We start from the raw sequence: 13,853 nt of genomic DNA, 5'->3' as shown, positions 1-13,853 counted from the left end.
GAACCATCCGGTGTCTGACACCGGATGGTTCAGGTGTCGCGTGGGGCGCGGCCGGCGAGGAAGTCGATGGAGCGGTGGACGGTGGCGGCGACGAATCGCTCGAGCTTCGGCGCGTTGAGGAACAGCGAGACGGCGTCGAGCGGAAGCGCCGTGTCGCGACGTCGCGCCTCGAGTGCCGCTGCCCGCGACGTCTTGACCGCGTGAGCATGGACGATGAACGCGGTCGTCCCGTCGGTCTGGGACTGGCGCTGGAGTTCGTCGCCGTAGGTTCCAACGTCGGTGGACAGCGGTGCAACGTCGTGGCGATCACCGACGTGGGTGTGCCATTCGTGGCGGCCGGTCCAGTAGCCGAGGAACGCCGAGAAGTAGGCGAGTCGCACGAGGTCCTCCGAGAGCGATGGATCGGCCCGGTCGACGTGGTGGTGGTGCCATCGGATCGCGTGGGCGTAGGTGATCCCGTGGGTGATGTCGAGCCAGCCGAAGTCGTCGTCGAAGTCGAACTCGCCATCGAAGTCGTACCGGAGCATCCGCTCGCTCACCGCGTCGACGACGACGTCGAGGACCCCGTCCACCCCCGCTCCCTCGCGCAACGCGGTCGTGACGGCGGCGACCGGTGCGACGCGATCACGCCCCAGGATCGCGGCTTCCAACCGGCCGTCGTCCGACCATCCGGGGTCGGCCTCCACGCGGGTGAGCGAACCGAGGTCGACGTCCGCCATGGCTTTCATGAACGGCCGCATGTACGGCAGGCCGTCCTCGCGGGTGCCGTACACGATCGTCGGAACGAGGTGCGGGAGCACCGTGTCGGCGCGTTCCCAGCCGATCATGTCGAGCAACTCGAACGCCTTCTGGCCGTAGATCGCGGCGTGCCCGTAGGACAGGTGGTGATCGCTGACGATCTGTGTGAACCACGGGCGGAGATCGTCGGCGGTGTCGCCGCGGTGGATCGCTCCCCGCAGGAGCGATTGCGCCTCGCCGAGCGCTTCGGCTTCGACGGCGGCGCGAAACGCCGGCGCGGTGATCGTGCGCGGATCGGTCGCCGGATCGGGCAGGACCTGCACCGGTCGGTACCGCTGCGTTTCGGCGATGCCGGCGATCCCCTGCACGATCGGCAACGCGCGTTGGTCACCGTCGTAGAGGTCGATCATCGACAGACAGTCGGTGGCCGAGGCGATCGAATGTCCCCAGCCGAACTCGCCGCGCGGCGCCCCGTGAGCGATGCCCTGCCAGATGAGTTCACCGGGATGCTCGTCGGCGCGCAGCAGACGGACCACGTCACGTGAGACCTGACCGACGTAGTCCCGTTCGATCCCGCGCCGCAGGCTCTCCGTCACCCGCACCCGCACCTCGGCGGGGTCCGGTCGGTTGAGCGTCACCCGCACGCCTCCCTCGTCGTCGACGGTCACGCCGTGGGTCTGGACGTTCTCCTCGCCGAGCACGCAGGCTCCGTCGCTCACGCGGAACTTCCAGTTGTGCCAGGCGCACGTCAGCGTTTCGCCGTCCAGCACGCCCTGCGTCAGGCCGTATCCCTCGTGTGGGCAGGCATGGTCGAGCGCGTGGACGCCCGACGCGGTGCGGACCAGGCACACCCGTTGGCCGTCGACCTTGACCATCTTCATCGACCCCTCGGGGAAGTCGGACAGTCGGGTGACGGGTTCGGTCTCGAGGTCGGTTGCGTTCATGTCGGCCAACGGTAAAACTTCAACAATGGTTGAAGTCAACACGTCGCCGGAGACGGCCTCGGGGAACGCTCGGGTGTTCACGATCGGGGAGTTGGCCGGTCGGGCAGGTTTGGCGACGTCGGCGATCCGCTTCTACGAGGAACACGGGCTGATCACGTCCGAACGCAACGAGTCGGGACACCGCCGGTTCCGCGCCGACGCGCTCCGCCGCGTGAGCTTCATCAAGGTCGCCCAGCGCGTCGGACTCAGCCTGAGCGAGATCCGCGACGCACTGGACACGCTTCCGGCGTCGCGCACACCGAACCGACGCGACTGGGCGAAGCTCGCGCGCGGGTGGAAGCCGCTCATCGACGAACGGATCGCGCTGCTCGAAGCAATGCGCGAGAAGCTCGACGGCTGCATCGGCTGCGGCTGCCTCAGCCTCGACACGTGCGAGATCTACAACCTCGACGACGAAGCCGGCCAGCTGGGCAGCGGTCCCCGTTGGCTCCTCGGCGACCGCTCCAGCGTCGACTGACACCGGTTCGCGCGCTCGGCCTCAGGTCGGGAGGACGAGGTCGACGATCGCTGCGACCTCGTCGGGCGGATACGGATCCGGCGTGAACATCCGGCGGTGGAAGAGCGGCCCGACGAGTGTCTCGGCGACCAGCCGCGCGTCGAGCGACGGATCGATCTCCCCCGTTGCGCATCCCTCGTCGATGACGTCGATGAATGCCTGGCGCCGTTCCGCACCGAACCGGTGGTGGAAATCGCGCACCGAGTCGTCGTACTGCGCGGCGCTGACGAGAGCGGGAAGGCATGCCGACGCGCTCGAGTCACCGGCAAGGAACTCCGCCAACCACGTCAGCATCACCACGAGTCGATCGCGCGTCGAGCCGTCGGCGGGCACGACCATGTCCGCCTTCACGAGGTCCAACGCCGACTCGACCAGGTCGAGCTTGCCATCCCAGTGTCGGTAGACGGTCGCCTTGCCGACCCCGGCACGTTTCGCGATCGACTCGATCGTCATCGCGCCGTAGCCGACCTCGGCCATCTCGTCGATCGCCGCCGAACAGATCAGCTGCCGCGAGCGTTCGACGCGCGGATCGACGCTGCGGGAAGTCACGACGCTCCGTCGGGTCCAGCGTCAGCGAGCGCGACATCGTCCGGTTCGGAGTCGACGTCCTCCACGATCTCGTCGGTTCGCCGGCCGACCACGAGCACCAGGATCCCGATCACGAAGGCGACGACACCGGCGACGCCGAGCGACGTGTTGAACGCGTCGGAGAATGCACCTTGCGCCCCGGCGCGCAGCGCGTCGGCAGCCTGCGCGGGAAGCCTCGGGTCGGAGGCGATCTGGATCGCGGCTCCGACGCCCTCGGATGCGGCATCGGCAGCCGCTTCGGGGAGCCCGACCAGCAGATCGGCGTCGACCCCGCTGCGATAGGCCGAGTTGGCGATCGAGCCCAGTACCGCGATGCCGAGCGCACCACCGACCTCGCGCGTCGTGTCGTTGACCGCCGACCCGACCCCGGCCTTGTTGAGCGGGACGGCCGCCATGATCGAGCCGGTCGCCGGCGCGACCGTGATCCCCATGCCGATTCCGAGCAGGACGAGTCCGAGGGCGATCCACAGGTAGCTCGACGAGGCGTCGACCTGGGTGAACACTCCGAAACCGAGCGCGACGAATCCGAAGCCCACGCCCATCACACGGCTCGCCCCGAGTCGTTCCGCGAGCAGCGCGCTCCGCGGCGACACGACGATCAGCGCGGCTGCAAGCGGCAGCGTGGCCACACCGGCATCGAGCGGCGAGTACCCACGAACGAACTGCAGGAACTGCGTCACCAGGAAGAAGAAGCCGAACATCACGAAGAAGGCGAACGTGATGACTCCCGACCCGAGCGAGAAACCACCGTTTCGGAAGAAGCGCATCGGCAGCATCGGGTGTTCGGCGCGGAGTTCCCAGAACACGAAGCCGACGAGGCCGACCACCGCGATCGCGAATCCGGCGAGCACCTCGACACTCGTCCACCCCTTGACCGGACCTTCGATGATTCCGTACAGGAGCGCGGCGAGCCCGACGATCGAAAGCACTGCGCCGACGGGGTCGAGCGGGGTCGCTTCATCGTCCTTCGAACGCGGCGACCAGATCGTGACGGCGGTCAGCACGATCGCGACGGTCACGACGTTGAAGAGGAACGCGGCGCCCCACCAATACGCCGGGAACACCCACCAATCGGTGAGCAGGAATCCGACGACGAGCGGGCCGAGCGCCCCACCCGCTCCGGCGAAACCGGCCCACACGGCGATCGCCTTGGACCGCTCGTGCGGTGGAAAGACGGCCGAGATGATCGAGAGGGTGGCGGGCATGATGAACGCGGCCCCGACGCCCATCACGGCGCGCGACACGATGACCAGCTCGACGGAGTCGGCGAAGGTGCCGAGCAACGATCCGAGCCCGAACAGCACGAGACCGCCCTGGAGGGCGCGTTTGCGACCGAACCGGTCGCCGATCGCACCGGCCGACAGGAGCAGTCCGGCGAAGATGATCGCGTACGAGTCGACGATCCACTGCAGATCGCTCGACGACGCGTCGAGCGAGCGTTGGATCGAGGGAATCGCGACGTTGAGCCCTGACACCGCCATGACCACCATGACCAGGCTGAGGCACATGATGCCGAGGAGGAACCAGCGTCGGGCGTGGATCTCGGGCTGCTCGTGCAGCGGAACTTCGGGGGCGGCGTCGGGGACGACGGTCGACATGATTCTCCAGGGGGTTCGACGGATCCGAGGCGGATTCGGGCCAACGGAACGTACCCGTATCGCTCCGATACGTCAACGTTCCACTCCTTCGGGTGGTACTCGTCACAGCAGGCAAACACGTACGAAACCGACGTAGCGACGAGCCGTCCAACCATTACGATGATGCCATCGAAGAACGACCCTCCTCCGTCCGACGCGCCTCGCAGTCGACTCGCTCCGGCGATGCCGGTGCGGTCACACGCGCTCCGATCATCGCCGCCACGGCGCTGATCGCGGTCATCGTCGGAGTGGGTGTCGTGGGCGCGGCGGGAAATGACGAAGAGGCTCAGCTGCCGCCGTCCGCAACCGTCGCGCCGTTCGTTCCCGCGAGTACCGCGAATCCGACCACCACGACGCCGCCCTCCTCCACCACCGCGCCGATCCCGCCGCTCAGCACAACCCTGTTCCAGGGCGTCCAGGGACCCGAGGTGAAGGCGGTCCAGGAGCGGCTCACCGAGCTCGGTTTCGACCCGGGTCCGGCCGACGGCGTCTTCGGTCTGATGACCACGCAGTCGGTGTGGGCGTTCGAGAAGCTCGTGCTCCAGACGCCGCGTGCCGAGGCTGACGGCGTCATCGACCAGGCCACGTGGGAGGCCCTGATGGGCCGCGTGAACATCCAGCCGCGACGCTCCACGAACGGTCAGGCCGACCACACCGAGGTGTACCTCGAGGAACAGGTCATGATCGCCTTCGAGAAGGACGTCCCCGTCCTCATCACGCACATCTCCACGGGCGAACTCGACGCCGAGGGCGAGCCCGCCGAGTACTGCGAGGAAGCCACCTACGACACCGACGCCCAGGGCCGTGAGCTCGAGGAGCCGGTGACGAAGGCGATCTGCGCCCTGGCCAAGACTCCCGGCGGAGTCTTCGAGTACGAGCGTGCGGTCACCGGGACGCGGGTGAGCCCGCTCGGCGCCATGTGGGACCCGGTGTACTTCAACTACGGCATCGCCGTGCACGGCGCGTTGAACGTTCCGCTCGAGCCGGCGTCGCACGGTTGCGTCCGGATCCCGATGCACATCTCGGAGTACTTCCAGGACGTGATCGAACTCGGTGACCAGATCCTGGTCTGGAACGGCGAGGACGAGCCCGAGGACGTGTCCGAGCGCGAGTCGCTCCCCTCGTTCGACTACCCGGACCCGTCGGCCACCACGACGACGACCACCACGCTGCCCGAGACGACCACCACGACCACCACCACGGTCGCCCCGGCCACCACGCAACGGCCGACCACCACGACCACGACGACGACCACCACGGTCGCTCCGGCCACGACGGTCGCACCTGCTCCGGCAGCCGCTGCCGGAGGCTGATCGACTCAGCCGTCGGCGGCGAACTGTTCGGCCGCCACGTCGAGGACACGACGTGTGTACGCCATCGCCTCGACGAACGGCATCGCGGAACCGGCGTTGACGCACTCGTCGAACCGCTCGTCGCCCAACTCCTCGCGGAGCCGATCGATCATCGGCGGCAGGTGTTCGGCGATGCTGAAGCCGAGCGGGACGCTCGTGCCGTACACCGTGGCCGCGACCTCGGGCCTCCCCAGCTGCCCGAACATGACGGTGATGTCGCCGAGCAGCGTGGCGGCACTCGCACGATTCCCGGACACGCGATAGCGGTCGATCACGGTCGCGAACTTCTCGATCGCCTCGGCGAGCCCACCGTGAGTGCCCTCCAACGCGGCGATCTCGCGCAGGACGATGACGCCGATGTAGTCGATGCGATACTCCCGCGTGTAGTCGAGGCATGCGCGGAGCGCGGCCAGCGAGGCGACGGGATCGCGCGACGCATGAGCACGCCCCCACGAGGCGCGGGCCCACGCGATCCAGAACGGAGTGCCGAAGGCCTTCGTCTCGCGGACGATGGAGTCGGAGATCGCCATCGCCTCGTCCTGACGCCCGACACCCGCGAGCGTTCCGAGCAATCCGCATCGGCCGATGATGCGCGCGAGACCGTCCTCCTCGGACAGCCGCTCGCAGATGCCGAACCACCGGTCGAGGTCGCCGAGGTAGCGATGACCGATCGCCTCCCAGAACAGACTCCAGCCCTGCTCGAACGGATCGCGCCACGGATCGGCCTCGAGCTCGATCGCGACCCGCGCGTGGTCGACCGCGTCCTGGTGGCCGCCGGCGAGTGCAGCAACGCACGCGGCCGTGTGCACCCGCGGCAGTTGTGGCAGATCGGCCGCCGTTGCCGGCTCCACGATCTCGTCGACCCACGACACGGGCTCCAGTCGCAGGATGACGAACGAGAGCATCGCCGTGTGGCTCGCGATGCGTGCCGCCGTCTCGATCTCGCCGTGATCGGTCGCCCACCGGAAACCGGCGCGCAGCTCCGCGAACTCGACGTCGACCCAATCGATCGCCCGGAGCTGATCGGATCCGTTCCACACCTCCCACATCGCCTGAGAACACCCGGCGAAGTACTCGGCGTGCGCGCGACGGGTGAGCGTGGTCTGTCCGAAGTCGTCGAGCCGCTCCTCGGCGAACTGCCGGATCGTCTCGAGCAGGCGATACCGGGTCCGGTCCTTGTTCAGGTCCACCACGAGCAGCGACTTGCGCGTCAGGGAGTCGAGGAAATCCAGCAGCTCGTACTCACCCCACCCGTCGGACTCGGCGACCGCGCGCACCGACTCGAGTTCGAATCCGCTCGCGAACACCGAGCACCGCGCGAGCAATCTCCGCTCGTCGTCGTCGAGCAGGTCGTACGACCACCCGACCGTGTCGTAGAGCGTCCGGTGGTGTCCGGCCGCGATGGGACTCGGCGACCGCGACAGCAGCTGGAACCGGTGGTCGAGACGCTGTGCGAGATCGTGCGGGGTCATCGACACCGTCCGCGCGGCAGCGAGTTCGATCGCGAGGGCCAGACCATCGAGGTCGCGGCAGATCGAGGCGATCGTCGCGAGATCGTCGGAGCCGAGAACCGAGTCGAAGTGCGGATTGACGGCCCGGGCGCGCTCGATGAACAGCGCGACGGCCTCGGACTCGGGGTCCACCCCCACCTCGAGCGGAGGGACGGGCCAGACCCGCTCACCGGCGATCCCGAGGTTCTCGCGCGAGGTCGCGATCATCGTGACCGTGGCGGTGCTCTGGCGGATGGCGTCGGCCAGGACCTGGACGCCGGGGAGCACGTGCTCGCAGTTGTCGAGCAGGATCAACATGGTCCGCCCGGCGAGGGAATGGAGGATGCTGTCGGTGGGCGAGACGTCGGCCTCGACGGTGACGTTGAGCGCGTCGGCGACCAACGCGGGCACGGCGTGTGACGAGCTCGTGGCCGCCAATTCGACGATCCACGTTCCGTCGGCGAACTCGTCGGCGATCACGTCGGCGACCTCGTTGGACAACCGTGTCTTGCCGACCCCACCGGGACCGGTGAGGGTGACGAGCTGCTGATTGCGCACCGTGTCCACCAGGGCAGCGAGCTGAGCGGCGCGACCGACGAGCCGCGAGGTGGGAGCGACCCGGTTCCCACGCGTGACGCCGACGGTCCGCAGGGACGGGAAGTCGACGGGAAGGCCGTCGACGGCCACCTGCGTCAGCCTCATCGGGGTCGAGATGTCACGCAACGTGTGGACACCGAGGTCGATGTACGTCGCGGTGTCGACCAGCGCGGCCGTCGAATCCGCCAGCAGGATCTGTCGTCCGTGACCGGCCGACATCACCCGGGCGGCGCGGTTGACGGCAGACCCGAAGTACTGGCCGTCACGCCACTGGGCATCTCCGGACGCGAGCCCCATGCGTACCGGGAGTTCGAGTGTCCGCTGCGCCGCGATCGCCGCCGCGACCGCGTCGGACGCCGAGTCGAACGCCGCTGCCGCTCCGTCTCCCGTGTGCTTGAACTGATGTCCGCCGTGGCTCTCGATGGCGTCGAGGATCACCGTGTCGTGCATCTCGAGCGCGTCGCGCATCCCGTCGGGGTCCAGCTCCCAGCGGCGCGTGGAACCTTCGATGTCGGTGAACAGGAACGTCTTCACCTCGGCCCGCCCGTCTGCACGTGCTCAGAATGTCATACCCCGGCGAATCGCAGCACGCCGACGGCGGGCGCCGGAGTGTCAGGATTCGAGTCGACCGTCGACGATGTGGACGCTGCGGTCGCAGAACTCGGTGATCCGTTCGTCGTGGGTGACGACGATCGCGGCGGTCCCGCGCCGCTTCATCTCGGTGCGGATCAGCTCCATCACCTGCTCGCCGAGTTCGGTGTCGAGCGACGACGTCGGCTCGTCGAAGAGCACCAGCTTCGGGTCGTTCATCAAGGCGCGTCCGATCGCCACCCGTTGACGTTGACCACCCGACAGCTGCGACGGCATGTTCTGCTTCCGGTCGCCGAGTCCGAGTTCGCCGAGCAGGTCATCGGCGCGACGCTGCGCTTCCTTGCCGGTGCGCGCGCCGAGCTCGTCGACGACCGTCAGGTTCTCCTTGGCGTTCAGGAACGGCACGAGGTTGACCGACTGGAAGACGAAGCCGATCGACTCCTGGCGGAACTTCGTGAGTTCCTTGTCGCCGTAGTCGGAGATATCCTCCCCCGCGACCACGATGCGGCCCTCGGTCGGCGACAGGATCCCGCCCGCCATCGAACACAAGGTCGTCTTCCCCGATCCCGACGGACCGACGAGCGCGATGATCTCGTCCTCGGCGACGGTGAGGTTGGAGCGGTCGAGTGCGACGACGTCGGAGCCGTCGCCCATCGTGTACACCTTGCGGACGTCGGTCAGTTCCAGAGCATTCATGGGTTCATCCGATGGCTGAGGCCGGGTCGACCTTGAGGACCCGGCGGAGAGAGAACGAGCAACCGATCACGGCGGCCAGCAACAACAGCGCCGCGCTCGACACGATCGAGCCGATCGACACCGCGATCGGGATCGACCCGGGTGGGATCACCACGTCGAGCAACACGACCAGCGCGCCCGCGACGGATGCCGCGATCAAGGTCACGACCACCGCCTGCACCAGGAGCCCACCGAAGATCGTCGACGACTTCGCCCCGAGCGCCTTGAGCACGCCGTACAGACCGACCCGTTCGACCGTGATCAACGCGAAGAACAGCCCGATCACCACCAGCGCCACGGCGATCGTCACGCCGATGATCTGGTTGAAGGTGCCCTGTTGCTCCGACACGCCAGGAATCGCGTTGACCGCCCCGTCGACCGTGTAGCTGTCGGTCGCTCCGTCGGTCGCGGAGTCGATCGCTCCCGGTTCGACATCACCGCGCACGACGAGCGCCTGCCAGACGCCGTCGGCGAGCTGGGCATCGGGACGGTTCTCGGCGAGGGTCGACCGCCAGGTCGCCTCCGACGCCCACAGTCCGCCCTGGCCGTTGAAGCTGGTGTCCGACACGAACCCGATCACGTCGACCGGGGTGCGCGCCGGGCCGATCTCGATCGTCATCCCCTCCTCGACGCCGTCGGCCTTCAGCACCTCGTCGGCGTAGGCCTCACCGTCGGCCGGGGGCTCGGGCACGCCGTCGGGCGCGAGTTCGTATCCGAACAGCGCGACGTTGGCCAGGTCACGTGGACCGTTGCCCGGGACGCGGGCACCGAGTTGGACCACACCGAGTCCACCGACCTCGTCGACCCCGTCGACCGACTCCACTGCGCTGCGGATGTCGGGCTCGATCCGGCTGCGCTGGAACGACGCCTGCGCCGAGGCCGAGTACACGATCGCGTCGGCGTCCTGCGCGCGGATCGCTCCGGTCGAGGAGGCGATCAACCCGTCGAGCAGGCTGCCGAGGAACATCAGCAGGACCGCGATCAGGGTGAGGATCACGGTCGCCGTCGCGAAGCGTCCCGGCCGTCGGCGGAGTTCCTTCAGGGCGAGTTTCACGCGCCGACCCCCGCCCCGGTCGTCGCCTCGATCGGGTCGATCCGCAGCACCCGGCGCGCGGCGACGAGCGAACTGGCGACGCCGAGCGTCAGCAGCAGGATCGACCAGAACAGCACCGCACCCGTCTCGAATCGGAGCTCGAGTCCACCGAGTCCGGTCACGGTGAGCGGGAAGTACAGGGCGGTGCCGATGACGAGGCCGCCGCCGATCATCAGCACGACCTGGATCAGGAGCGACGCGACCAATCGTTTGGCGGGCGCGCCGATCGCACGCAGGAGCGTGAGCGCGTCGGCCTTCTGGAGGGTGACGATCAGGAAGAACAGCCCGGTCACGCACGGCACGACGAGCCCGTAGAGGAGGAAGATCAGCTGGAACGACTGCTGCACCTGGGCGACGCCGGGCGTCTCGGACGCGGCGTCGTCGCGGGTCAGGGCGTCGAGGTCGAGCGAGCGGTCGTTGATGTCGGTGACGAGTTGGTCCGCCGTGACGCCCTCGGCGGGCGCCGCAACCATCACGTTCGGGAGCGGTTCGCCGGCGTCGGGGTTGACGGACTGCACGGCGTCGGACCAGGTGCTGTACGAGACGAACAGGGTCGGTGACACGTTCAGTTGGATGTCGTCGGCCACACCGACGATCTCGATCTCGAAGCCACCGGGTTGGAGTACCACGGTGTCGCCGACCGCGAACGCGTCGTCGCCTCCCGTGCTCCCCACCGCCTCGAGTTCACCGCTGGGATACCGTCCGTCGACCAGCTCGCTCGGCGCGCCGAGTCCCTGGCCGTCGTCGCCGAGTTCGTAGCCGAGGATCGTCGCATCCAGCGAGTCGCCCGACGAGGTGGTCGACGTCGCCGTGAACGTCCCCTGACCGAGTCGCCCGACGGTGCCGAGCCCGTCGACGTCACGGACTTCGGCTTCGAGATCGGGGGTGATGATGCTGCCCTGGATGACCCGCTGGCCATCGACCGAGTACACGAGGACGGGTGCGTTCTGGTTTCGGATTGCGCCGACGAACCCGGTGATCAGCCCGTTCTGCAGCGACTGCTGGAACAGGATGAGGAAGACCAGCAGCGCGATCGCCGCGACGAGCAGGCCGAAGCGGGTCTTGGCCCGGGACATCTCTTTGAGCGCGAGGAACATGGATCGAGCGGATTGTTCAGCCCATTCGAGCCGCGCGTCCAGTCGTGCGCGACATCGACAGCCAAATCAGGTTCAGTGCTGGTGGAAGTACTCGTCGGACTCCCGGTTGCCGTAGAGCGCCCACAGCACGAACACCCCGACGAACAGGCTGAACACCGAGCGGTAGACGTAGCCGCCGACGTGATGGGCGGTGAGGCCGTAGATGGCCGCCGCCATCGAGATGCCCTGGACGATGGCGACGAGGAAGCGGACGCCTCGATTCCCGCGCATGATCCCGGTCGCGACGAAGAACAGCAGAATGGCCATGATCCCTTCGGCGATGAGCGTGCCGTTGTACGCGGCGCCGGAGATCGGCGACCCCTCCTTCTCGAGGTAGTCGAGCACCGAACCCCGCCAGATCAACATCGTCAGGAGCGCAACCACGGCCATGAACGCCTGGATGTAGAGGATCGCACCGATGAAGGTGACCGCTCCCGGTCGCCGGACCGGCGCGGCGTATTGATTCGTCATGTGCGACACAGTACGACTCCGCGGAGTCGCCGTCGGTGATCAACGGTGGCCGACGGCTTGGACCAGAACGGGGCACGCAGAGTGGCGCACGATGTAGTCCGACGTCGAGCCCATCACGGCACGACGGAGACCACTGCGCCCGCTGTTGCCGATCACGACCACCGACGCCGGAAGCGAGGTGACCAGCGTGCAGATCGCCTCACCCGGCGCGCCGACGACACACATCAACTCCGGGTCGTCGAGCCCGAGCGCGTCGGCCGTGGAGTCGAGGATCTCCTTCGCCTGACGATCTCCGCTCGTCTCGATCTGTTCGGCCAACTCGGGGGACGATCGACGGCCGGCGAACCCGGTTCCCGTCGTCTTCTCGGCGTCGACCGGTGACTCGACCGTGACGAGGATCGTCCGGTCCGCGGGAGCGAGCAGCGGGAGCGACTTGCGCAGGGCCTCGATCGACACGTCGGAGCCGTCGGTACAGAGCAGGACGATCGATGCCATGGTCCGATTCTGCCAGGCGGGACGCGATCTCCTCGGATTCCCATTCTCGGCGTTTCCGTCGGGTCTCGCGACCTCCACGACGTGCAAAAGTGAGCGGGTGAGTTCCGACGAGGGCCTCGGTGTTGCGGCGGGTGGACCAGCACGATCACGCCGAGGAACTCCTGCGTCCGTGGCTCGGTCGCTATCCCGGTGGGCATGAGGCGGCGATGCGCAGGTTCGGTGCGACGGCGTCACCGATCGATCCGACCCACGACCTCGCGTCGTTCGAGGATCTGCTCTCGCACAGCGAGGAGATCGTGACCCAGGTGATGGGGAACTCCGACACCGCCGATTCCTGACGTCGACCGCGCGGTCAGCGGACTCGGGCGCGGACCTCGCCGAAGATCATCGGCGCAACATCGACCCGACGCCAGGTCCCGGTGGCGGACGGGTTCCGGACGAAACCGGCGCCTCGCGCCCGGTTTTCGTCATCTGTTCGTAACATGGGCGGTCCCGACCACCAGGCCCGGCCATTCTTGGCCCGACCCGCTGCGCCGTGCGGACCGTCCGGTCCCCCGCGCCGAGGACTGTGATGACCCCCCGATCCCCTTCTGGACGCCCCCGCGCGCCTCGCACCCCCTTCCGATCGATCGGCGCGCTCGCGCTGGCGGTCGCCACGATCGGCGCGACGCCGCTCGTCGCCCACGCGTGGGACGGTGACTCGAACGGCGAACCGGCGTACTCCGCCGCCACCGTCGAGTTCACCTCCGCTCCCGCGACGCCGACCCGCCTCGTCGACGCGGCCGGGATCGCGGCCGTGACCGAGTTCGCTCCAGCTGCCCCCGACGACGATGTGTCGACCACCGAGCCCTCTGTTGAGCCCGAGGTCGTGACCGTCTCGGTCGCCGAGCCGAAGCTCGAGCGGGTGACCCCGGCTGTACCGGAGCCGGAACCCGAGCCCGCTCCGGAACCGGCGGTCGATCCGCTCACCGCGCTCCTCACCGACTCCTACGAGTGGGACGAGCGCAGCCCGCGGGTCGAGGCGCTCCAGGAGGCGTTGGGCGTGTCGGCGGACGGTTGGTACGGCGCGGCGACCGCGCGCGCCCACCGGGACGCGGTCGAGTTCGCCGAGCTTCCCGCCGACAACCTGCCCGAGCCGGTGCTCCCGCCGGGCCCGTCGGCGGAGGCATGGGCCGCGCTGCGCGACTGCGAAGCGGGGGGCGACTACACGATCACGAATCCGTCCGGGACCTACCGCGGTGCGTACCAGTTCAACCGGTCGACCTGGGACTCGGTCGCCGGTCGTCATGCACCCGACCTCGTCGGTACCGACCCCGCCGCCGCCGCGCCCGCCGACCAGGACGCGATGGCTCTCGCCCTCTGGCACGAGCGCGGTTCGGCGCCGTGGCCGCACTGCGGCCGCCATCTCCGCTGATCGGTTGGTAGATCCG

At 68.3% G+C, this 13,853-nt stretch carries 13 protein-coding genes; 4 read left to right on the top strand and 9 right to left on the bottom strand.

The window, feature by feature from the left end:
- Nucleotides 1-29 precede the first annotated feature (29 nt).
- Entirely contained in the window at nt 30-1,682 is a 1,653-nt protein-coding gene (locus tag ON45_RS03300) for a Rieske (2Fe-2S) protein (protein WP_040491881.1), read from the bottom strand.
- Nucleotides 1,683-1,707: 25 nt separating this feature from the next.
- Here ON45_RS03300 and soxR point away from each other — a divergent pair, with 25 nt between their 5' ends.
- Nucleotides 1,708-2,199 (top strand): redox-sensitive transcriptional activator SoxR, encoded by a 492-nt coding sequence (gene soxR / locus ON45_RS03295; RefSeq protein ID WP_051062372.1) that lies wholly within the window; start codon nt 1,708-1,710, stop codon nt 2,197-2,199.
- 21 nt (nt 2,200-2,220) lie between these two features.
- Here soxR and ON45_RS03290 read toward each other — a convergent pair whose 3' ends face one another.
- Nucleotides 2,221-2,787 carry a TetR/AcrR family transcriptional regulator gene (locus ON45_RS03290; protein ID WP_040491880.1) on the bottom strand — a complete coding sequence of 189 codons (567 nt, stop codon included), beginning with the start codon at nt 2,785-2,787 and terminating at the stop codon, nt 2,221-2,223.
- The gene (locus ON45_RS03285; protein ID WP_051062371.1) at nt 2,784-4,424 is read right to left on the bottom strand and encodes an MFS transporter; all 1,641 of its coding nucleotides are present in this window, start codon (nt 4,422-4,424) and stop codon (nt 2,784-2,786) included. The genes ON45_RS03290 and ON45_RS03285 overlap by 4 nt, the downstream gene beginning before the upstream one ends.
- 92 nt (nt 4,425-4,516) lie before the next feature.
- On the opposite strand from ON45_RS03285, the gene ON45_RS20975 reads away from it, so the two are divergent.
- The gene (locus tag ON45_RS20975; protein WP_051062370.1) at nt 4,517-5,776 is read left to right on the top strand and encodes a L,D-transpeptidase family protein; all 1,260 of its coding nucleotides are present in this window, start codon (nt 4,517-4,519) and stop codon (nt 5,774-5,776) included.
- A gap of 5 nt (nt 5,777-5,781) precedes the next feature.
- Here ON45_RS20975 and ON45_RS03275 read toward each other — a convergent pair whose 3' ends face one another.
- The 6 genes from ON45_RS03275 to ON45_RS03250 all read right to left on the bottom strand — a co-directional run bounded on the left by ON45_RS03275 (nt 5,782) and on the right by ON45_RS03250 (nt 12,423).
- Nucleotides 5,782-8,436, bottom strand: coding sequence for an adenylate/guanylate cyclase domain-containing protein (locus tag ON45_RS03275; protein WP_051062369.1), 2,655 nt, complete (start codon nt 8,434-8,436; stop codon nt 5,782-5,784).
- Between the two features lie 78 nt (nt 8,437-8,514).
- Entirely contained in the window at nt 8,515-9,189 is a 675-nt protein-coding gene (locus ON45_RS03270) for an ABC transporter ATP-binding protein (protein ID WP_040491878.1), read from the bottom strand.
- 4 nt (nt 9,190-9,193) lie between these two features.
- The gene (locus ON45_RS03265) at nt 9,194-10,282 is read right to left on the bottom strand and encodes an ABC transporter permease (RefSeq protein ID WP_040491876.1); all 1,089 of its coding nucleotides are present in this window, start codon (nt 10,280-10,282) and stop codon (nt 9,194-9,196) included.
- Entirely contained in the window at nt 10,279-11,418 is a 1,140-nt protein-coding gene (locus ON45_RS03260) for an ABC transporter permease (RefSeq protein WP_051062368.1), read from the bottom strand. Before ON45_RS03260 ends, ON45_RS03265 begins: the two co-directional genes overlap by 4 nt.
- A 72-nt stretch (nt 11,419-11,490) precedes the next feature.
- Nucleotides 11,491-11,928, bottom strand: a complete 438-nt coding sequence (locus ON45_RS03255) for a hypothetical protein (RefSeq protein WP_040491874.1) — start codon at nt 11,926-11,928, stop codon at nt 11,491-11,493.
- A gap of 39 nt (nt 11,929-11,967) precedes the next feature.
- The gene (locus ON45_RS03250) at nt 11,968-12,423 is read right to left on the bottom strand and encodes a universal stress protein (RefSeq protein WP_040491873.1); all 456 of its coding nucleotides are present in this window, start codon (nt 12,421-12,423) and stop codon (nt 11,968-11,970) included.
- Nucleotides 12,424-12,554: 131 nt separating this feature from the next.
- Between ON45_RS03250 and ON45_RS03245 the strand changes: the two genes are divergently transcribed.
- Both ON45_RS03245 and ON45_RS22520 read left to right on the top strand, forming a co-directional pair.
- The gene (locus ON45_RS03245) at nt 12,555-12,761 is read left to right on the top strand and encodes a hypothetical protein (protein ID WP_040491872.1); all 207 of its coding nucleotides are present in this window, start codon (nt 12,555-12,557) and stop codon (nt 12,759-12,761) included.
- 233 nt (nt 12,762-12,994) lie between these two features.
- On the top strand, nt 12,995-13,837 hold the full coding sequence (locus ON45_RS22520; RefSeq protein ID WP_051062367.1) for a transglycosylase family protein: 843 nt from the start codon (nt 12,995-12,997) through the stop codon (nt 13,835-13,837).
- Nucleotides 13,838-13,853 lie beyond the last annotated feature (16 nt).

Source organism: Ilumatobacter nonamiensis YM16-303 (genome assembly GCF_000350145.1).
GTDB lineage: Bacteria > Actinomycetota > Acidimicrobiia > Acidimicrobiales > Ilumatobacteraceae > Ilumatobacter_A > Ilumatobacter_A nonamiensis.
Note: the sequence above shows the minus strand (reverse complement) of the source record. Positions and strands in the feature narration are given on the sequence as shown.

Excerpts from the sequence above, each read along its gene's own strand:
- ON45_RS03250 (WP_040491873.1), bottom strand. The coding sequence starts at position 12,423 with ATGGCATCGATCGTCCTGCTCTGTACCGACGGCTCCGACGTGTCGATC.
- ON45_RS03285 (WP_051062371.1), bottom strand. The coding sequence starts at position 4,424 with ATGTCGACCGTCGTCCCCGACGCCGCCCCCGAAGTTCCGCTGCACGAG.
- ON45_RS03260 (WP_051062368.1), bottom strand. The coding sequence starts at position 11,418 with ATGTTCCTCGCGCTCAAAGAGATGTCCCGGGCCAAGACCCGCTTCGGC.
- ON45_RS03255 (WP_040491874.1), bottom strand. The coding sequence starts at position 11,928 with ATGACGAATCAATACGCCGCGCCGGTCCGGCGACCGGGAGCGGTCACC.
- soxR (WP_051062372.1), top strand. The coding sequence starts at position 1,708 with ATGGTTGAAGTCAACACGTCGCCGGAGACGGCCTCGGGGAACGCTCGG.
- ON45_RS03300 (WP_040491881.1), bottom strand. The coding sequence starts at position 1,682 with ATGAACGCAACCGACCTCGAGACCGAACCCGTCACCCGACTGTCCGAC.
- ON45_RS22520 (WP_051062367.1), top strand. The coding sequence starts at position 12,995 with ATGACCCCCCGATCCCCTTCTGGACGCCCCCGCGCGCCTCGCACCCCC.
- ON45_RS03270 (WP_040491878.1), bottom strand. The coding sequence starts at position 9,189 with ATGAATGCTCTGGAACTGACCGACGTCCGCAAGGTGTACACGATGGGC.